Here is a 20,537-nt window from a genome sequence, read left to right as displayed (position 1 = left end):
TCTTATGCTTGTAAAATTATTCTATAAATAATAACCACTTATTTATTTTTTGTAAGAATAAAATTTAAGTTTATAATAAAGATAATCTATTATATATTTATTTTAGGTCCTTTATTATAATACATATTGATATAATAAGAAAAATTTGGATCAAAATAACATGCTTTCTTCATTACAAAAATTTCTAACGGTAGTTTTTTTGTTACTGCCTTGCATATATGGCGTAAAAGATACTCATGCTGAGTTATTTTCTGAAGAACAATACCAACGTTTTAAAAACAAAAATTTATCTCTAGAGTACATATAGCGAGAGAGTACGAAGTAGGAGAACATGAAGAAAAGCTGATTAAAGCAAAAGAGTATTTGAAAAAAACTCCATTATTTAACGAATGGAAAATGAATGAGAAGAATGGAGGTGAATATGAGATAATGAAAAATTATCTCATATTCGTTATTAGTTGTAAAACGTTAGAAGATATATTGCAGAGTGATATAGGCGCTATTTTGCGTAAAGATTTTGATTGGAAAGATAAGGATTTTAATTGGGCAAAAGATGCAATTCATTCAATAAGTTCTAGTTTAGTCAGGGACATTAAAGAATTACTAACAGATGGCTCTTATAGCTATGAAAAAAAATATTTGATAATGTAAAAAATGATATTATAGTAAATGGTTGGTTTGTGGAAAGTGGGCCTATGTTTTGTAGAACTATAAAAGAATTACATAATATAATGCTTCCAAATAAAAGAAATAATACCATAAATCGTATCCGTTCTCATGTCGAAGAATGGTTCAATTAAAGGACGGATTTTTTTTACAATGTGTGAAAAATAGAATAATATCTAATTATTATCATAATAATATACTTAAAAAGTTTGATGAAAAATAGCGCTATAATAATATTAAATCAAAAGTTTTCTTAGGTGAATGGAGTAAAATTATAATTTATAATAAATAGGTTATTTATAATATATTTTTTAATTTTTATTTATTATGATTTTGTTGCTAATTTCCACAGCTATTTTTACGCACATTACAAAGTTGAAAAACTATATTTATAAAGTGGTGCATTATGCGCATATTTAAGATAATTATAGAGCTATCTATTGTTTAGGAAATGAAAAGCATTAACTCGCTAGAAATAAAGAGCTTTGTTTTAAATCACGAATGATGCAATTAAGTCGACATCTAAATATGTATAAAGCATCGCTGTTAGGATTGTATTTATAGGGAGATTAATGATCTCAGAAAAATTAATTTTCCCTTTAAGTTTTAAAGAAATAAACTTTAACAGTTTGTTTATCCAGTTTATGATGAGAGAGAAGTTTTTAATTTATTTATAATTATGTTAGTTTTAAACATTAAAAAATGTTTTGATTTGGTTATCATTGATAGCTTTTCTTCTAAAATAAATACAAGACCCAATAAAATACTTTAAAAAAAATGACTTTTATTCTTATTTTCTTATTAGAGGTGAACATAATTTTAAATTGAAAAGATAGATTATGGGTAGACTACCCCCATTTTTTTATAAAGCTTACTTCTTATAGAAATTTTTGATTATACAGCTTTAAAGATTTTTAAGTTATCAATCGCCTCTGATCTATTTATTTTAAACATATCCCCCCCATCTATAACTTTAGAAAGAACCGCTTAGAGTATTAATGCTTTTTATGTTTATAGTGTTTCGATAATTTTCAAGAAGCGATCATAATCTTTTGATATTATTTAAGAGTCAAAAAAATTCTATAAAGCTTTGCTTACCTTCTTTTAAAAAAGCAAGATATGTAAAAACAATTTTTCTGAAATCAATAGCGGTTCAAACTTTTCTTTCATAATATGTCTGTTATGGATCGTAAAAGCATAGGAGGGCAATAAAAATATCAATTATTTTTTTTAAGCTTTCAAAGACATTATGTTTTGTCAAAAATATTCTATTTGGATGACCTTGAAATTATTTAATTTCTTATGAAGAGGACTTTTCTTCTCTTTATAATTCTCTTATCAAGAGCATGTTTTCGGATTGTTTTATTTATATGATATATATGCAATGCTATTGAGATAAAATTTTATGATTTTATTCAATTCATTTTTAAATCATCAGATTCATAATGTATTTCTCTTCATTGAGGTATATGAGAGCCAAAGAAGTATAAATTTATAAGTTTTGAGTGAAAAGGAGTTTTAAAATTTTTCAGATAATTCTATATGTTTCATAAGAGAGATAAAACTTTTTCTATCTTTAAAATAGGTTTATTATAAATTGAAAAGATTTCAATTGTTATCGATTTTCCAGCAAAAAAATATGTCTTTTAATTAATAAAAAAGATAACTCACATACATTTCGTCATTTGATTTTACTTTTTTAGCAAGAAAAATAAATATAGCTTTATGAAAAAGATATATTGCTATTATTTTGTCAAAAAAGACAGTCTGTTAGCAAAAAGCTTTCTTTCTATTGTTCAGGAATTTCAGATAATTAGCAGCTTTAATCCATCAAATGTTTCAATAATACCATAATAAATAATTTTATTTTCGTCGATCACAAACAGTAAAATTTATTCAATATTTTTAAGCTTCGTGCATTGTAATATTTGTTGCAAAGACTCTATAACATAGCTCAAGAATTATTTATTTAAGTGTAAATTTGTAAGATTTTTAGAAGTGCATCGGAGTTTATTTTAATTGATATTGCAATATTGATTCGTTTGTGTAATCTTAGTGCGAAGGCACAGAGGTGTTTTATGGATAAATTGCATCATCCCCCTGTGTGATAAAGAGGGGAAAGCTATATGGCTGTATAAAAGTTTACATAGATCGTCGTAGTTTTTTCTCTACATTTGACTTTTTTTTTTATATTGAAGTAAAAATAATAAAATTAAGTTTTATTTCATTATAATCTAATACAATTAAATTGAAATTATACTTAATATTTTTTAATTACTTAAAGCGCGTTGAAAGGATTAACTTAATCATGTCGCATAAAAATTTTTATTCTGCTGTCTCAGTATTAGTTGGAGCAGCTGCCCTTTTTCTTATAGCTGGTATTTCGGCAAATGCGCAGACTTTATCGCAGGGTTGGTACAAAGTTTGCAGTAAACAGAATGATGTTGATATTTGTAATACAATGAATACTGTATTATCAAATACAGGACAACCTTTAACGGCTTTTAATCTTGTTGAAATAAAAGGAAAGCAAAATGAAAAACGTATAGGTATTCAAGTGCCTACAGGTCGCTTTTTACCAGAAGGTGTTCACATTCAAATAGGTGATGGTTTCTCTAAAAAAATTCCTTATATCATTTGTAATGGACCAAGCTGTATTGCCAATGATGTCTTAGACGATAAGCTTATTGCAGCTATGAAAAGTGGTACAAAAATGGTTGTAACCACTGTTAATTTCCGTGGTTCAGCTAATCCTATTGAATTTTCTCTTAATGGATTTACAGCAGCGTATACCGGTCCTGGTATGGAAGAAAGAGATTTCCAACAAGAGCAAATAAAGCTGCAGCAAGCTATTCAATCAAATCAAAAAGAAATTGAAGAGCGTATGCGGGCTGAGCAAGAGAAAGCAAAGCAGAAATAATACACACACACCATAGAATTGGTTAAAACTTTTTCTATGCTTGTTTATTTAGACCGCCACAATTTTTTGTGGCGGTTTCTTTTTATTATTAATTTTTTGAAAGAGTTCTGCGCTTCCACCAACCAATACGCGCAGTTTTAGGAGAATCACTAGACGTTGATGAAATAACAACGGGTTGGTTAATTGTTTCTTCAATTTTGGAAGGAGAAGGTTCGACAGCTTTCTCCATCTTCATATCAGTTTCTTGCTCTAATGTTTTTTGTATTTCTGTTGCCTCTTGAGAGGATGTTTTTTTACGTGTTCTACGTGTTGATTTTTTAGTATTTTCAGGAGTTTTATCCTCATTCTCATGAAGAGATTTATTTGCTTTTTTTGTTCTAATTTTACGTGCCGAACTGCTTTTAGGTTTTTCTTCAAGAGATTTTTGTTCTACAATATTTTGATCATTCTCCAGAGAAAGATTATTTTCTGCCGCCCTTGAAGAAAGTGTTTTACGCTTTTTAGGTTTACCTCTTGTATCATCAACTTTTATCGCTTCATCTTGCTGTTGTACCTCGAGAGCTTGTGTATTGTTTTTTATTTCTTCAAGTTTAGAAGATTTAGCCGATGAACCACGACCTTTGCGAAGCACTGCTTTAATTTCTGCTAAAGCCTTTTTAGCAAAATCTCCGACGGGTTCTGCGTAAGGAATACGAACCTGATGAAAACTATTATCTTGATTTCGTCGACCACCACGACGCCCTCGACGACGTCCTCGACGGTAAGAATCATCACTCAACGTATCTTCTTTTTTATGAACGTCGGAGAGAGAATGATCAGCAATTTCATCGTAGCGATTTTTGCGTTGACGTTTTTGATTTGTTTCAATGGAAGGAGGATTTTCAATAGATTCACTTTTTATGAAAACAGAATTTTCAATTTCTTGCTTATTGTCATCTTCCAATGAAGATCGAGAAATGCTTTCTGCTATTGTGCCTTTAGAAATAACAAGATGTTGTGTTCCAATACTATCATCTGCCTCAATACTAATATTGAGTTTAAAGCGTGTTTCTAAATTAACAAGAATGTTGCGTTTGTGATTTAACACATAAAGCGCTGTCGCTACGGGTGTGCGCACAATAATATTATATTGCGAATTATGAAGAAGATATTCTTCAATTGAGCGCATGACATGTAAGGCAATTGATGATTCAGAACGTATACTTCCTGTTCCTGCGCAATGGGGGCAGGGGTGTGTTGTACTTTCTAAAACTGATATGCGAATACGTTGACGACTCATTTCTAAAAGGCCGAAGTGTGAGATATGGCCAACTTGAATACGAGCACGATCATTTTTCAAACAGTCTTTTAATTTTTTTTCGACCAGTCGCACATTGCGTTCTTCAAGCATGTCAATAAAATCAATCACGATTAAACCAGCAAGATCACGTAAGCGTAATTGACGTGCTACTTCTTCTGCAGCTTCAAGGTTTGTTTGTAAAGCTGTCTTTTCAACAGAGAATTCTCTCGTAGAGCGTCCAGAATTAACGTCAATAGCAACAAGTGCTTCTGTTTGATTAATAACAAGATACCCCCCAGACTTTAAAGAAACCTGCGGTTGCAACATTTTATCAAGCTGAATTTCAATATTATTTCTTGCAAAAATAGGCGTAGGATCGCGATAAGGTTGCACGACTTTTGCATGACTTGGCATAAGCATACGCATAAAGTCTTTCGCTTCACGATATCCTTGGTCTCCAGAGACAAGAATTTCACTAATGTTCTTATTGTAAAGATCTCGTATAGAACGTTTTATAAGATTACTTTCTTCATGAACAAGGCATGGTGCCGTTGACTCGAGTGTCAAAGTACGAATCGTATCCCATAACCGCATAAGATATTCATAATCGCGTTTGATTTCAGCTTTTGTTCTATTAGCGCCAGCCGTTCGTAAGATAACGCCCATACCTTTTGGAACAGCTAATTCTTTTACGATTTCTTTAAGACGCTTACGGTCTTGCACATTCGTAATTTTTCGTGAAATACCACCACCGCGTGCTGTGTTGGGCATGAGAACAGAATAACGACCTGCTAGAGAGAGATATGTTGTAAGGGCAGCGCCTTTATTTCCACGTTCTTCCTTGATAACTTGCACCAGCAAAATTTGACGTCGTTTAATCACTTCTTGAATTTTATATTGGCGCCCTTGTTTTCTTTGATATGTTGGGAGCTCTTCACGGATGTCTTCAGCACCAACCATTTCGATTTCATCATAAGAGACATCGGCATTTAATATCTCTTCTGTATGATTAATTGTTACAGATTCGGATGCAATATCATTTTCAACATTGGTTGCTATGACATTGTTTTTCGCATTTTTTTTTGTTCTTCTAGAGCGTTTTTTATTTTTAGTTGTTTCTTCCTCAAAAACATCTGCTGGATTTTCCCCTATAGCTGCTGCTTCCTCTTCTTCAAGAAGAGCAAGGCGATCAGCAATAGGAATTTGATAATAGTCAGGATGAATTTCAGAAAATGTTAAAAAACCATGTCGATTTCCACCATATTCGACAAAAGCTGCTTGAAGAGATGGTTCTACACGCGTAATACGTGCAAGATAAATATTCCCCTTGAGCTGTTTTTTATGTTCTGATTCAAAATCAAGTTCTTCAATTTTGTTGCCGTGAACAACAACAACACGTGTTTCCTCCGGATGAGAGGCATCTATAAGCATTTTGTTTGACATAAGTTAATATCCTGAAGGCGACATGCACAACTTTATTCAAACGAACGGTGTAATTATTCATAGACGTAAAGGGCTGTCTGCCATAAAAGGGAAGTACCAGAAAAACAGGACGGAACACCACATGTAGATGCATGACTGCATTTACACCATTTCTCATCATTATCTCCATCTGTTTTTTATGACTCATATTTTAAAAAAGTCTCTGATAAAATAATCTTTAAAACAGTTCGGATATCCGAACTAACGAATCTTAAATAATGCAATCCTAATTTTATAACATAGAAATTTTTCATCCATAACAAAGTCTCAACGGATAATATGCAACAACCCCTTTAAAGACAACTTACTATCAGTTACAGATAATTGGATCTATTATCAGCTAGGAAGCACCAATATTCTTTTATGTTGATATCATGCGTTTGGCAAGTAACAATGTAAATCATGTATCATGATAATATTTTTATTACCTTAATTTCGTTTTTTATAATGGAGAAGTTTAGCATTTATTGAAAAATAGACAATAAATTTAGTGTATCTTTTTTATATAACCAAGATAAATTATTACAAATATCGTTGTAGAATAATTTGCTTGTGATAAGAGGGCTTATGATGAGATTTTTTTTGACCCAAAAGCTGAAAACAGCCTATTGGGACGTTATTGTGCAGTTCATATGCTTTTTATTATTTTTTTTGTTATGTCAAACCTCTGTTCAAGCTGCGGATCCTTTGAGACTTATCAATTTTCGAACCATTGGTGATAGTGCTCATACACGTATAATTGCGCTTTTCAATTCAAAACCAGATATTCGTTTGCAGATTTTGGATAGGCCAGCACGTTTGGTTATCAATTTACCTACAATTGACTTTTCAATGCAAAATATGTCTTTAAAGAAACAGAATGCATTATCCGTTATGCTCTCAGATGTGCGTTATGCTTTCTCTGACATACAAACTTCACGCATTATTTTGACAAGTCAAACAGCTTTTGTTGTTGAAAAAAGTATCGTAAAAAAATTAGATAATGGTTTATGGCAGTTGCTGGTTGATATTCGTAAAAGTACGCAAGAAAAATTTGATAAGATGTTAAAAAGCCAGCAAAGGAACAATTTTGATACAAAACTACCGTTAATTCCGGCGCAAAATTTTCGTGTTGTTCTTGATCCTGGTCATGGTGGTATTGATGGTGGTGCACGGGGGGTTACTGGAATTTTAGAAAAAGATGTAACTTTAGACTTTGCACGTGCATTGCGAGAAGAATTACAAAAAGATCCACATATTAGCGTTACTTTAACACGTGATTCTAATGTTTTTTTAAGATTAAGCGAAAGAGTAAAAAAAGCACAAGAGTTTGGTGCTGATCTTTTTATATCCATTCACGCAGATACAATTGATGTTCATTCCCTTCGTGGAGCCACAGTGTATACCATATCAGATAAAGCTTCTGATGCCATTGCTAAATCTTTAGCTGAAAGTGAAAATAAAGTTGATTTGCTTGATGGTTTGCCTGCAGATGAAACGCTTGAAGTTACAGATATCTTGCTGGATCTTACACGACGTGAAACGCATACATTTTCGGTTAATTTTGCAAATAGTGTTATTTCAAGTTTATCAAAGAGTCATATCAACTTAATCAATAATCCTCATCGCTATGCTAATTTTCAAGTTTTAAGAGCTTCAGATATTCCCTCTGTCTTGATAGAGATCGGGTATCTATCCAATAAAGAGGATGAAAAATTATTAAACGATCCTCATTGGAGAAAACAAATGGCTCTCTCAATTGCTCATTCTATTCGTCAATTCGCTGAATATAGACAGAAAATGGTACAGCCTCTTTAAATTTTTAAGAAAATAGAGTAATTAATATGGGATTTTAATTTACCCTAGTATAAATATAAAGATAGAAAACAAATTTTCTTTTTCTCAATCTTGTGTGGTGATATCCACGTGGTGTGATTGAAGTTACATATTTTTTCTTTGATCAATTCTTAAGAAAGCGATAGCCGTTTTTATGATGATTTTTTTAAAATATCTTCCTCGTTTTTTTGTTGCTACTGGACTTTGTGGCGCAATAACATGGGGTGTTATGACCAGAGGTCAAGCAAATGCACTTCCTGATTATGAAGTTCTTTCACTTTATGAGCCACCGGTAATGACTCGTGTCCATGCTTCTGATGGCAGTCTTATGGCAGAGTTTGCAACAAAACATCGCCTCTATTTACCGATTCAATCAATCCCAAAGCTTGTTAAAGATGCTTTTATTTCAGCTGAAGATAAAAATTTTTATCATCATTTTGGTTTAGATCCCGAAGGACTTTCTCGCGCTTTGATCAATAATATTCGTAATATTGGTTCTGGAAGACGTCCTGAAGGCGCATCAACTATAACGCAGCAAGTCGCTAAAAACTTCCTTTTAAGTTCAGAAACAACGTTAGAGCGTAAATTTAAGGAAGCTATTTTAGCAATGCGTATTGAGAAAACTTACTCAAAAGATCATATTCTCGAACTTTATCTCAATGAAATTTATTTGGGGCGTGGTACTTATGGTATAGCAGCTGCCTCTTTGACTTATTTCAATAAATCCGTCAATGATCTGACGTTAGAACAATGTGCTTATTTGGCTGCACTTCCAAAAGGACCAGCAAATTATGATCCATTTAAGAATACACAGCGTGCTATTGATCGGCGCAATTGGGTTATAGATCGGATGGTTGCAAATAGTTATATAACCCGTGAACAAGGTGAAAAAGCTAAAGCTAAACCTTTGGGAGCGAGAATACGTGGAAGTGATAGCTATGTTTTTGCAGCTGATTATTTTACTGAAGAAGTACGTCGGCGTTTAATGCATCGCTATGGGGCTAAAACACTTTATGAAGGTGGGCTGTCCATCCGTACAACGCTTGATCCGAATTTACAAATAATTGCTCGGCGGGCTTTGCAAAATGGATTAATTAAATTTGATCATGCACACGGATGGCGTGGAGCTTATGCGCATATTGATAAGAAAGATGATGATTGGGGGGCTGAGCTTGCAAATATCACAGGGTTAAGTGATGTTCCTGAATGGCGTTTAGCGGTTGTTCTTTCTGCAAATCCCAATAAAATAGAGATTGGTTTACAACCGCAGCGCGAAGCTTCTGGTATGCTCTCAAAAAAACGAGAAATTGCTGTTTTATCTGAAGCTAATTCAAAATGGGCACTCCATGTTGTGAAAGAAAATGGTTATCGAAGAACTGTTCAGAGCTTGTCTCATGTTCTGCAAGTTGGGGATGTCATTTTTGTTGAAAAGCTACCCAATACAAATAACACTTATCGTTTACAACAAATTCCTAAGGTTGAAGGTGCGATTGTTGCTATGGAGCCGCACACAGGGCGCGTTCTTGCAATGGTGGGAGGTTTTTCTTTTGCAGCATCTGAATTTAATCGTGCAACACAAGCTTATCGTCAGGCTGGTTCTGCATTTAAGCCCATTGTGTATTCAGCAGCACTTGATAATGGGTATACACCAGCATCGGTTATTTTAGATGGTCCCATCGAAGTTCGCCAATATAATGGTGAGGTTTGGCAACCTAAAAATTATGGTGGTACTTTTGCAGGACCTTCAACGTTGCGTTATGGTATTGAGCGTTCTCGTAATCTTATGACAGTAAGGCTTGCCAATGATATGGGAATGCCTCTTGTCGCTGAATATGCAGAGCGTTTTGGCGTGGTCGATAAATTACAACCTTATCTCCCCATGGCCCTAGGAGCCGCTGAAACAACAGTTTTACGAATGGTTACAGCTTATTCTGTCATAGCTAATGGAGGACGCTCTATTAAACCTTCTTTGATAGACCGAATTCAAGATCGTTATGGGAAGACAATTTATCGTCACGATGATCGTATTTGCGAAAATTGTAATGCGAATTCATGGAATAATCAAAGGGAACCCACTTTAATTGATGAGAGAGATCAAGTTCTTGATCCTATGACAGCTTATCAGATTACATCGATGATGGAGGGGGTTGTTCAGCGTGGTACTGCAGCGCGTTTACGTTATCTCAATAGGCATATTGCTGCTAAAACAGGAACAACCAATGATTCCAAAGATGTTTGGTTTATGGGATTTACCCCTGACCTCGTCGTTGGCGTTTTTGTTGGCTACGATCAACCAGCATCGTTGGGATATAACGGGACGGGAAGTTCATTGGCAGCACCTATTTTTGGTGAATTTATGGAAGATGCTCTTAAAGGAAAACCGGATGTTCCTTTTAAGATGCCGAAGGGTATGATTTTAATGCCAATTAATCGAAAAACAGGAATGCTTGCGGAAAGAGGAGATCACGATGTCATTATAGAAGCATTTAAACCAGGAACTGGTCCTGCTGATATATATCAAGTCATTGGGGGGACGGATTCTTTTCAAGAAGGTGTTCCAGCAATAACCACTTCTCCACAAGTTAATAAAGCTCTTGAAAGTGGAACAGGGGGGCTGTATTAACCAACGAAATCTCCTTTTCTATGAGTCTTAGTTTTTATCTGTTTTTTAATAGTGTTGGCCCTGTAAATAGAAAGATGGATCCGTTCCATTTTTTTGATAAAAGCTATTAAATTTGTGTAAAATGTTAAGAACATACCAGAAAGAGTGTAAAAAAATACGGTGTTAAATTATGCGAGCAGAAATAGAAACATTAGTTGATGAAATCCGACAAGCAATTCAGTTGCTAAGGGGGCATCTTTAACTGGGATCAATCATTAAAGCGTCTCGAATATCTTAATCAAAAAGCAGAAGATCCTAAACTTTGGGATGATGCACAAAAAGCACAAGATATGATGCGTGAGCGTCAGCGTCTTGATGATTCAATCAGTGCTCTTTTATCATTTACAAAAAAACTTGAAGAATGCATTGAGCTCATTGCGATGGGTGAAGAAGAAAGTGATGTTGAAATTATCGCTGATGCGGAAAATTCAATACGTAATCTTAAAAGTGAGATCGATAAAAGGCAAATTGATGTGCTTCTTTCAGGAGAGGCAGACCCTAATGATACCTATTTAGAAGTTCATGCAGGGGCGGGTGGAACAGAAAGCCAAGATTGGGCTTCTATGTTGTTGCGTATGTATATGCGCTGGGCTGAATACCATGAAATGAAGGTTGAAGTTTTAGAAATTCATGATGGAGAAGAGGCAGGAATAAAGTCAGCGACGATTCTGGTAAAAGGGCATAATGCTTATGGATTGTTAAAAACAGAATCAGGCGTTCATCGCTTAGTACGAATTTCTCCATTTGATTCGAATGCAAAGCGCCATACCTCTTTTGCAAGCATTTGGGTTTATCCAGTTATTGATGATGATATTGAAGTTGATGTTTCAGAAGCAGATGTGCGTATTGATACCTATCGTGCATCGGGAGCAGGAGGACAACATGTTAATACGACAGATTCTGCCGTTCGTATCACACATATGAAAACAGGTATTGTAGTTCAATGTCAAACGGAGCGTTCTCAGCATAAAAATCGCGCCACAGCTTGGTCAATGCTCCGTGCTCGCCTTTATGAAGAGGAGCTCAAAAAAAGAGAAGAAGAAACCAATGCTGTTGAATCTTCTAAAACAGAAATTGGATGGGGACATCAAATTAGATCTTATGTTCTTCAACCTTATCAACTTGTAAAAGACTTGCGTACAGGAATTGAAAGTACTGATCCACAATCTGTCCTTAATGGGAACTTAGATTCATTTATAGAGGCTGCACTTTCTCAACGTATTTATGGAAAAGACAAAGAAATTGAAGATATTCACTAATGATATAGCCCTCCTTCAAGCTGTGTAGATTTATTTCTTAAATTGCTTGTTTTATTAATGCTGTGATATATAGATAACTCTTGCTAGGTGAAGGATTCAAAGAGGTGTTTTTTTGTTCCTTTTTTCAAAGTCTTTTCTCACAAGTCAATTCTGCTTATGACAGGAACACGTGAATTTTTTGATTCATTTAAGATAAGAAAAATCTGAAAGGAGAGAATTTACGATATCATGAGGATTAATTTAAAGAATAAATAACCAGCTAATCTTATAAATTAACATATTATAAAAATTGAATTCCTTGGAAAAATAAAATCAATTGAAGAGGAACGCCATTGCTTTTAAATATCGTATACTCCTAGCTCATATGTCATTATGACGATAGTAAAAGCTTTGCTGCTGCTAAAACATTTTCAGCGTGTCCAGATACGCTCACTTTGCGCCATTCTTCTATGATTTTTCCATTTGCATTAATTAAAAAAGTGCTTCGTTCGACACCCATATATTTGCGTCCATACATACTTTTCTCTACCCAAACACCATAAGCTTCAAGGGTTGTTTTTTCTTCATCAGAAGCCAAAATGACATCAAGCCCATGTTTCACTTTAAATTTATCGTGTTTTTTTACATTATCTGGAGAGATGCCAATGACAGCAACACCGATTTCATCAAATTTCGTCTTTAATTTCGTAAAATCAAGAGCCTCGCTTGTGCATCCACTCGTGTCATCTTTGGGATAAAAATATAAGACAACAGGTTTGTCCCTAAAGTCAGAAAGACAAACCATCTCTCCTCCATCACGTGGCAAGCTAAAATCAGGTGCAAGAGTTCCTTTCATTGATTTTGTCATGTTCTATCTTTTTTTTCGAGTTAAAAGATTAATTAGCAGCATGACAGAGAAGGAATAAAGTTTCAACTCTTTAGAAGAAAATTATTTCAAAGTTTTTTTGCTATCATATAGAAATTATTCTTTCATAAAAATTAAATAAAGGAGGTGCAAAAAACATCACTCTCATGGAATAAAAATCTATAGAATGAATGAAACATCAATAGATTATAGAGCTTTGATCAATACATGCTTTTTCTTACCAAAAGAAAGTTTAATAATTCCTTCTGCTGTGACATCTTTTTCAATAACAAGGTATGTTTCATCCTTTATGACTTGATCATTAACACGTATCCCTCCACCTTGAATATGACGGCGTGCCTCACTGTTTGATTTTGCAAGTCCTGCTTTTACTAAAAGAGAGAGTAATCCAGCACCCGTTTTTAATTCTATTGTGTTCATTTCAACTGTTGGAAGATTTTCTCCAAGTGTTTTTTCTTCAAACGTTTTGCGGGCAGTTTCTGCGGCTGCTTCGGCAAGAGTCCGCCCATGCAACATTGCGGTAATTTCTGTTGCAAGAATTTTTTTTGCTTCGTTAATTTCAGTCCCTTGTAAGAGAGAAAGTTTGAGAATCTCATCCATGGGTAATGTGGTATAGAGCTTTAAAAATCGTGTTACATCAGCGTCTTCTGTATTGCGCCAATATTGCCAAAATTGATAAGGCGAAAGCATATCAGCATTAAGCCACACAGCACCATTCAATGATTTACCCATTTTGGCACCGGAAGAGGTCGTCAGCAATGGTGATGTTAATGCATATAATTGTGGTGTTCCTAAACGATGCCCTAATTCGATTCCGTTAATAATGTTGCCCCATTGATCAGAGCCCCCCATTTGCATACGCAGGCCGTAACGTTTATAAAGTTCAACAAAGTCATAAGCTTGCAGAATCATATAATTAAACTCTAAGAAGGACAAAGAGTGTTCACGCTCAAGTCTGAGTTTAACAGAATCAAATGACAACATACGGTTGACAGAAAAATGTTTTCCTACATCACGCAAAAATTCTAAGTAGTTTAAATTGCACAACCATTCAGCATTATTCACAATACAAGCATCGGTTTCTCGATCACCGAATGTCAAATAGTTAGCAAATACCTTTTTAATACCATCAATATTAGCTGCAATATCATCTTGTGTTAGAAGCCGTCGTGCTTCATCTTTAAAGGAAGGATCACCGATCAATCCTGTCCCTCCGCCCATCAAAGCAATGGGGCGATGTCCCGTTTTTTGTAGCCAATAAAGCATCATAATCTGAAGAAGACTTCCAGCATGTAAGCTTGATGCTGTTGGATCAAATCCAGTATAAGCACTTACAGTTTCTTTTGAAAAAAGATTATCTAAGCCTTTTTCATCCGAAATTTGGTGGATAAAACCACGCTCACTCATAATATGTAAAAAATCAGATTTAAAGGCAAACACAGAGTTAATTTCCTAATTTAAGAGAGCAATCATTTTATATAATAGATGATTATTAATGGATCATTCATGCTTTATCTACCATAAATGACATATATCACAAGAGAACTAGACATATTGGTAATGAAGATAATAATACGAGTATCATTCCCTTTTTACGCTTAAAAAGATAATTTAACAAAAACCAGTAAATAAAAAAAGACACTTTTTTATCTTCGTTTCTATCCTAAAATAAAACTTAGAAAAATCGCAAATACAGTCTAAAAAAATAACATTGTTATGATCAGGGATGGTTTTTGCTGACTTTTTATAAATCTGTTGTATTTTCCTAAGTAAGTGAAAGTATTTCAGGAGGAGGAGCGAGAAATTCATTGGTGATATGATTATCCAAATAGTGGGCACATCGTTCAATAAGTTCTTCATGGCATCCACTAAAAAAGTGATTAGCTCCTTCTAGTATTTCTTGTGTAATGATAATACCTTTTTGTGTTTTTAATTTATCAACAAGCATTTGAACGTCTTTTGGGGGGGCAACTTTATCGATACCACCATGAATGATAAGCCCAGAGGAGGGACAAGGTGCAAGAAATGAAAAGTCATAAACATTAGGCTGAGGGGCAACAGATATAAAACCCTCAATTTCCGGTCGGCGCATTAAAAGTTGCATGCCAATCCATGCTCCAAATGAATATCCTGCTACCCAGCAATTTTTAGAGTCTGGATGTTGTGTTTGCACCCAATCGAGAGCTGCTGCAGCATCTGAAAGTTCTCCTATTCCATAATCAAATTCCCCCTGACTGCGACCAATACCACGAAAGTTAAAACGTAAAGTTGTAAAGCCACGTTGTTGGAACATATAAAAGAGATCGTAGACAATTTTATGATTCATCGTTCCACCAAATTGAGGATGAGGATGCAAAATGATTGCAATGGGTGCATTTTTTTGTTGGGAAGGTTGATAACGTCCTTCGAGCCGACCCGCGGGACCGTTAAAAATAATTTCTGGCATAAAATGCTCCTTAAATGCTATAAAAGGCTCTCATTGACCTTGGTCGACTTTTACCATAGAATCCTAAATAATCATTAGATATTCTTTTTTAAGTGCACTTTTCAAGAAAATTGCGTTATTTTTTTTAATCAATTATAAGATTAATGATTGCGATGTAAAATGGTTATAAAACGCCGATATTTTGATCATAACGCAACAACACCACTCAAGAAAATAGCGCGGATAGCGTTACTGGAATCTTTAGAGACATTTGGTAATCCATCATCCGTTCATAGGGAAGGGCGTGCTGCTAAAACTTTATTGCAAAAGGCGCGTCGACAAATCGCTGAAAATCTTAAAACAGATCCAGATAACGTTGTCTTTACCTCTGGTGCGAGTGAAGCAGCAATGACTTTGTTAACACCTTTTTACACGATGGGGAATGCAAAGGTTCAATTTTCTCATCTTTACCGAGGAGCAACTGAACACCCTTCTGTTGCAGAGGGAGGGCGTTTTTCTAGAGAATTGATAAGTGTCATTGCTGTTGATCAAGATGGGCTTATTCAACAAGATAAATTAGCATCACTCTTAAGGGCTCACGATAAAACAAAAGGTTTACCTCTTGTTGCTATTCAAGCAGCAAATAGTGAAACGGGTGTTATTCAACCGTTAAAAGAAATAGCGCCTATTGTTCGTGATTTAGGTGGTACTCTTATTGTTGATTTATCACAATATATCGATAAAAATCTTGTTGATATTCATCAGCTAGGAGGAGACTTTTTTATACTCTCTGCACATAAAGTTGGTGGTCCTAAAGGCGTTGGTGCTTTTGTTTCATGTGGCAATCTCCTCATGCCACATCCTCTTATTACTGGAGGAGGACAAGAAAAGGGCTTACGGGGAGGAACAGAAGCATTGCCTCTTATTGCTGCTTTTGGAGCAGCGATGACTGATCGTCTCACACAGGAAGAAATAAAACAGTTACTATATTTACGTAATAAATTAGAAGATGGGCTTCAAAAAATAAGCCAAAATGTTGAAATTTTTGGCAAAAGAGTTCAACGTTTGCCGAATACAACTTACTTTACCGTGAAAAATATAAAAGCTGAAACCATGCAAATTGTTTTTGACTTAGAAGGTTTTTCAGTATCATCTGGTTCTGCTTGTTCTTCGGGAAAAGTAAAACAAAGTAAAGTTTTGGAAGCAATGGGGTATCATGTTCCAAATGGTGCCATTCGCATTTCGCTGGGACGTGACACAACCTCTAAAGATATTGATGATTTTCTATTATTTTTTTCTCAAATGATAAGCAAGAAAAAGGGATAAAATTAGAATTATTTTAAATAATAAAATAACTTTGATTGAAATTTTAGCACTTTGCCTATAGCCTAGGAAATGACTTACTTAATTTTAATCTTGTAAAACAAGACTTTTAGTTACCGGTTTTTGATGCCAAAAGATGGAGAAGATTTATGCCGGCAGTAGAAGAAACGATACGCCAAGTCCGTGAAATAGATGTTGACCAATATAAATATGGCTTTGAAACGAAAATTAAAACGGATAAAGCACCGAAAGGTTTGAATGAAGATATTATTAAATTTATTTCTGCTAAAAAAAATGAGCCTGAATGGATGCTAACATGGCGCTTACAAGCTTACCGCCGTTGGTTGACAATGCAAGAGCCTCATTGGGCACGTCTTGAATATCCTAAAATTAATTTTCAGGAGCTTTATTATTATGCTGCTCCTAAAAATCATACAGGACCAAAATCTTTAGACGAAGTGGATCCTGAGTTATTAGCAACATACGAAAAACTTGGCATTCCTCTTAAAGAACAAGAAATTTTAGCTGGGGTAAGAAAACAGTCTGATCCCTCTACATTTGATGACAGTGTGTCTATATCAGGGCAAGTGGCTGTTGATGCGGTCTTTGATTCTGTTTCGGTTGTGACAACATTTAAAAAAGAACTGGCACGTGCTGGTGTAATTTTTTGTTCTATTTCAGAGGCTATTATTGAACATCCTGAGCTTATTAAAGAATATTTGGGAACAGTTGTACCGGTGGGGGATAATTATTATGCGGCCTTAAATGCAGCTGTCTTTACAGATGGTTCATTTGTTTATATTCCTAAAGGAGTTCGTTGCCCTATGGAGCTTTCAACTTACTTTAGAATTAATGAACGCAATACAGGGCAATTTGAGCGAACATTGATTATTGCTGCTGAAGATTCCTATGTTTCTTATCTTGAAGGGTGTACAGCTCCCCAACGTGATGAAAATCAACTTCATGCTGCTGTCGTTGAGCTTGTTGCCCTTGAGAATGCAGAGATTAAATATTCTACAGTACAAAATTGGTACCCTGGCGATAAAGATGGAAAGGGTGGTATTTATAATTTTGTAACGAAGCGTGGAGATTGTCGAGGGCATAACTCTAAAATTTCATGGACACAAGTTGAGACTGGTTCTGCTATTACTTGGAAATATCCATCCTGTTTACTGCGTGGAGATAACGCGCGTGGAGAATTTTATTCTATTGCCGTTGCAAACGGTCATCAACAAATTGATTCCGGTACAAAAATGATTCATTTAGGAAAAAATACCTCCAGTCGTATTATTTCCAAAGGTATTTCTGCTGGTTTTTCAAATAACACTTATCGAGGACAAGTCACAGCTCATCGAAAAGCACAAAATGCGCGTAACTTTACACAATGTGATAGTTTGTTAATTGGGAATGATTGTGGGGCCCATACAGTGCCTTATATTGAAGCAAAAAACGCAACAGCTCAATTTGAACATGAAGCCACCACATCAAAAATTTCTGATGACCAACTTTTTTATGTTATGCAGAGAGGAATTCCCGAAGAAGAGGCAATTGCATTAATTGTCAATGGTTTTGTAAAAGAAGTTATTCAAAAACTTCCCATGGAATTTGCTGTCGAGGCTCAAAAGCTTATTGGTATTAGCCTTGAGGGGAGTGTTGGATAATTCTATTTAATGAGATAAATTGAAGAAGAGCTGTAATAGTAGACAATAATGTAAAAAAATAACTTCTATGGTGATTACAAAAGGAGATGGGTGCTAAGAAAAAATAGTATGCATTAGTATCTGAAAAAAGCAGCCAGAACAGGATTAAATGATGTTAGAGATAAAAAATTTACGTGCCCGTATTGCTGGGACCGATACGGAAGTTATTCGTGGTTTAAACTTGACGGTTCAAGATGGAGAAGTTGCCGCGATCATGGGACAAAATGGTGCCGGAAAATCAACTTTATCTTATTTGCTTGCTGGTCGTGATGATTATGAAGTAATAGAAGGCGATATTCTCTATAATGGACAATCAATTTTAGAAATGGATCCAGCAGAACGTGCTGCATATGGTATTTTTCTTGCATTTCAATATCCAATGGAAATACCAGGGGTAGCAACGATGGAATTTTTAAAAGTCGCGATGAATTCTCAACGCAAAGCGCGAGGTGATGAAGAGCTTAAAATTCCTGAATTTATAAAATATGTTAAGGAGGTTTCAGCTAAGCTTGAAATAGATATGGACATGCTAAAACGTCCATTAAATGTAGGTTTTTCAGGGGGAGAAAAAAAACGTGCTGAAATTTTACAAATGGCACTTCTTGAACCTAAACTTTGCATTTTAGATGAAACGGATTCTGGTTTAGATATTGATGCATTAAAAATTGTTGCAGATGGTGTTAATAAACTTCGGAATTCAAAACGTTCATTTTTAGTGATTACCCATTATCAACGGCTGCTTAATTATATTATTCCAGATACGGTACATGTTCTCTATAAAGGACGAATTATTAAAAGCGGAGATAAATCCCTAGCGCTTTATTTAGAGCAAAATGGGTATGCTGATCTTATCAGGGAGGCAGTTTGAAGGTATTATGAAGGTACAACAAAACTTGTTAGCGGTTGAAGAAAATATACTTAGTAATTTTAATCAGTATATCAATGAGCTACCGGGTAGTAAAGCCGTGTGTGCAATCCGCAAGAAAGCTATTGATCAGTTTCTAACGACACGTCTTCCTTCTCGTAAAATCGAAAATTGGCACTATACCAATCTGCGCACATTACTGAAGTCTGTGAGCAATTTTTCAAAAGATCAAGACAATCAATCGGTTGATACATTACTTTCAGAAAGCGCTGTTTTTTCCATGAACAATGGAAAAGTAGCAACGCGGTCAAAGATAGACAAAATTACAGTAAAACGCCTTTCAGATGCATTAGAAGATAATTCTGTATTGATAGGTCAAAACATTTCTGATGAGGACTTCATTGGGCAATTAAATACAGCTTTCGTTACAGATGGTTGGCTTTTTCACATTCCTGAAAATACAAAGTTAAATAGATGCTTTGAATTACAAAATATACAAATGGGAGGACAATCTCATACTTTTTCAGACATAAAAGTTGATAAAAATAGTCAAGTTATATTTGTTGAACATCAGGTTGGCAATGATCAAGATGCTTTTGTCAGTTCAATATTTTCATTAAATATTGCCGCCCATAGTGATGTTACTTGGATTCTTATTCGCAATCGTGGTTTTAATTCTACGCAATTTGGTCGATTGCGTGCTGTTCTTGCTCAAGGAGCAAAATTATCACTTTATGTCATTAATATAGGGAGTCAACTTAATCGTCAGGAAGTCGATATTGAGTTACAGGGGGAAAAATCTGATTTTCAATTACGCGTTATAAATTTACTATCAGGACAAACACATAGTGATCTTACAATGACTGTTCGTCACGTGGAAGAAAATTCAACATCAACTGAAATTATACGCAATGTGGTTACAGATAAGGCTGTGGGTGTTTTTCAGGGGATCATACGTGTTGCTCAAAAAGCGCAAAAAACCGATGCACGCATGGCTTGCAATAGCCTTATCCTTTCAGATGATGCAGAATTTAATGCAAAGCCTGAATTGGAGATTTTTGCTGATGATGTTGCCTGCGGCCATGGCGCAACAGTTGCAAATATTAATCATGATTATCTTTTCTATCTTATGGCACGCGGTATCCCCTTTAAAACGGCTCGTGCTCTTTTGATTAAAGGATTTATTGCCGAGCTTATTGATGACATCAAGCAAGGTGATATCCAGACTGTTTTGGAAAATATCATTGGTCAATGGCTTAAAAAAAATGTTTAAGAG

13 protein-coding genes are annotated in these 20,537 nt (G+C 34.9%); 9 read left to right on the top strand and 4 right to left on the bottom strand.

All coding sequences use genetic code 11. From position 1 onward, the window contains the following. Positions 1 to 363: 363 nt before the first annotated feature. Positions 364 to 651, top strand: coding sequence for a hypothetical protein (locus PVV59_RS01755; protein WP_273754200.1), 288 nt, complete (start codon positions 364 to 366; stop codon positions 649 to 651). Between the two features lie 2,323 nt (positions 652 to 2,974). Further along, the gene (locus PVV59_RS01750; RefSeq protein ID WP_273754199.1) at positions 2,975 to 3,586 is read left to right on the top strand and encodes an invasion associated locus B family protein; all 612 of its coding nucleotides are present in this window, start codon (positions 2,975 to 2,977) and stop codon (positions 3,584 to 3,586) included. 88 nt (positions 3,587 to 3,674) lie between these two features. Here PVV59_RS01750 and PVV59_RS01745 read toward each other — a convergent pair whose 3' ends face one another. Beyond that, on the bottom strand, positions 3,675 to 6,308 hold the full coding sequence (locus PVV59_RS01745; RefSeq protein WP_273754198.1) for an Rne/Rng family ribonuclease: 2,634 nt from the start codon (positions 6,306 to 6,308) through the stop codon (positions 3,675 to 3,677). Between the two features lie 606 nt (positions 6,309 to 6,914). On the opposite strand from PVV59_RS01745, the gene PVV59_RS01740 reads away from it, so the two are divergent. The 3 genes from PVV59_RS01740 (at position 6,915) to prfB (ending at position 12,083) form a co-directional block, all read left to right on the top strand. Then, positions 6,915 to 8,144, top strand: a complete 1,230-nt coding sequence (locus tag PVV59_RS01740; RefSeq protein WP_273754197.1) for an N-acetylmuramoyl-L-alanine amidase — start codon at positions 6,915 to 6,917, stop codon at positions 8,142 to 8,144. 172 nt (positions 8,145 to 8,316) lie between these two features. Next, positions 8,317 to 10,785 (top strand): penicillin-binding protein 1A, encoded by a 2,469-nt coding sequence (locus PVV59_RS01735; protein WP_273754196.1) that lies wholly within the window; start codon positions 8,317 to 8,319, stop codon positions 10,783 to 10,785. A gap of 169 nt (positions 10,786 to 10,954) precedes the next feature. Beyond that, positions 10,955 to 12,083, top strand: a protein-coding gene (gene prfB, locus PVV59_RS01730) for a peptide chain release factor 2 (protein ID WP_273754194.1) whose coding sequence is annotated in 2 segments (ribosomal slippage) — positions 10,955 to 11,023 and positions 11,025 to 12,083 — 1,128 coding nt in all. Because the reading frame shifts where the segments join, the coding sequence is not laid out codon by codon here. A 370-nt stretch (positions 12,084 to 12,453) separates the two neighbouring features. Here prfB and PVV59_RS01725 read toward each other — a convergent pair. From PVV59_RS01725 to PVV59_RS01715, 3 genes are all read right to left on the bottom strand, one after another. Continuing rightward, entirely contained in the window at positions 12,454 to 12,930 is a 477-nt protein-coding gene (locus tag PVV59_RS01725) for a peroxiredoxin (protein WP_273754193.1), read from the bottom strand. Positions 12,931 to 13,134: 204 nt separating this feature from the next. Further along, positions 13,135 to 14,388, bottom strand: coding sequence for a tyrosine--tRNA ligase (gene tyrS / locus PVV59_RS01720; RefSeq protein ID WP_273754192.1), 1,254 nt, complete (start codon positions 14,386 to 14,388; stop codon positions 13,135 to 13,137). Between the two features lie 325 nt (positions 14,389 to 14,713). Beyond that, on the bottom strand, positions 14,714 to 15,394 hold the full coding sequence (locus PVV59_RS01715) for an alpha/beta hydrolase (protein ID WP_139413204.1): 681 nt from the start codon (positions 15,392 to 15,394) through the stop codon (positions 14,714 to 14,716). Positions 15,395 to 15,553: 159 nt separating this feature from the next. Between PVV59_RS01715 and PVV59_RS01710 the strand changes: the two genes are divergently transcribed. The 4 genes from PVV59_RS01710 to sufD all read left to right on the top strand — a co-directional run bounded on the left by PVV59_RS01710 (position 15,554) and on the right by sufD (position 20,534). Continuing rightward, positions 15,554 to 16,699: a cysteine desulfurase family protein gene (locus tag PVV59_RS01710; protein ID WP_273754191.1), complete on the top strand. Its 1,146-nt coding sequence runs from the start codon at positions 15,554 to 15,556 to the stop codon at positions 16,697 to 16,699. A gap of 146 nt (positions 16,700 to 16,845) precedes the next feature. Further along, the gene (gene sufB / locus PVV59_RS01705) at positions 16,846 to 18,357 is read left to right on the top strand and encodes a Fe-S cluster assembly protein SufB (RefSeq protein ID WP_273754190.1); all 1,512 of its coding nucleotides are present in this window, start codon (positions 16,846 to 16,848) and stop codon (positions 18,355 to 18,357) included. Between the two features lie 151 nt (positions 18,358 to 18,508). Then, positions 18,509 to 19,264 (top strand): Fe-S cluster assembly ATPase SufC, encoded by a 756-nt coding sequence (sufC, locus tag PVV59_RS01700; protein WP_273754340.1) that lies wholly within the window; start codon positions 18,509 to 18,511, stop codon positions 19,262 to 19,264. A gap of 7 nt (positions 19,265 to 19,271) precedes the next feature. Beyond that, positions 19,272 to 20,534, top strand: a complete 1,263-nt coding sequence (sufD, locus tag PVV59_RS01695; RefSeq protein WP_273754339.1) for a Fe-S cluster assembly protein SufD — start codon at positions 19,272 to 19,274, stop codon at positions 20,532 to 20,534. Positions 20,535 to 20,537 lie beyond the last annotated feature (3 nt).

Origin of the sequence: Bartonella sp. MM73XJBT.G, assembly GCF_028618435.1 — a bacterium.
In the GTDB taxonomy this organism is placed as follows: Bacteria; Pseudomonadota; Alphaproteobacteria; order Rhizobiales; family Rhizobiaceae; genus Bartonella.
The sequence above is the reverse complement of the archived record's forward strand: the minus strand, read 5'-3'. Positions and strand labels throughout refer to the sequence as shown.

Bases quoted from the DNA above. Each gene is read 5' to 3' on its own strand.
- PVV59_RS01735 (WP_273754196.1), top strand. From the start codon at position 8,317: ATGATGATTTTTTTAAAATATCTTCCTCGTTTTTTTGTTGCTACTGGA.
- sufD (WP_273754339.1), top strand. From the start codon at position 19,272: ATGAAGGTACAACAAAACTTGTTAGCGGTTGAAGAAAATATACTTAGT.
- sufB (WP_273754190.1), top strand. From the start codon at position 16,846: ATGCCGGCAGTAGAAGAAACGATACGCCAAGTCCGTGAAATAGATGTT.
- PVV59_RS01750 (WP_273754199.1), top strand. From the start codon at position 2,975: ATGTCGCATAAAAATTTTTATTCTGCTGTCTCAGTATTAGTTGGAGCA.
- sufC (WP_273754340.1), top strand. From the start codon at position 18,509: ATGTTAGAGATAAAAAATTTACGTGCCCGTATTGCTGGGACCGATACG.
- PVV59_RS01715 (WP_139413204.1), bottom strand. From the start codon at position 15,394: ATGCCAGAAATTATTTTTAACGGTCCCGCGGGTCGGCTCGAAGGACGT.
- PVV59_RS01725 (WP_273754193.1), bottom strand. From the start codon at position 12,930: ATGACAAAATCAATGAAAGGAACTCTTGCACCTGATTTTAGCTTGCCA.
- PVV59_RS01740 (WP_273754197.1), top strand. From the start codon at position 6,915: ATGATGAGATTTTTTTTGACCCAAAAGCTGAAAACAGCCTATTGGGAC.
- PVV59_RS01710 (WP_273754191.1), top strand. From the start codon at position 15,554: ATGGTTATAAAACGCCGATATTTTGATCATAACGCAACAACACCACTC.
- PVV59_RS01745 (WP_273754198.1), bottom strand. From the start codon at position 6,308: ATGTCAAACAAAATGCTTATAGATGCCTCTCATCCGGAGGAAACACGT.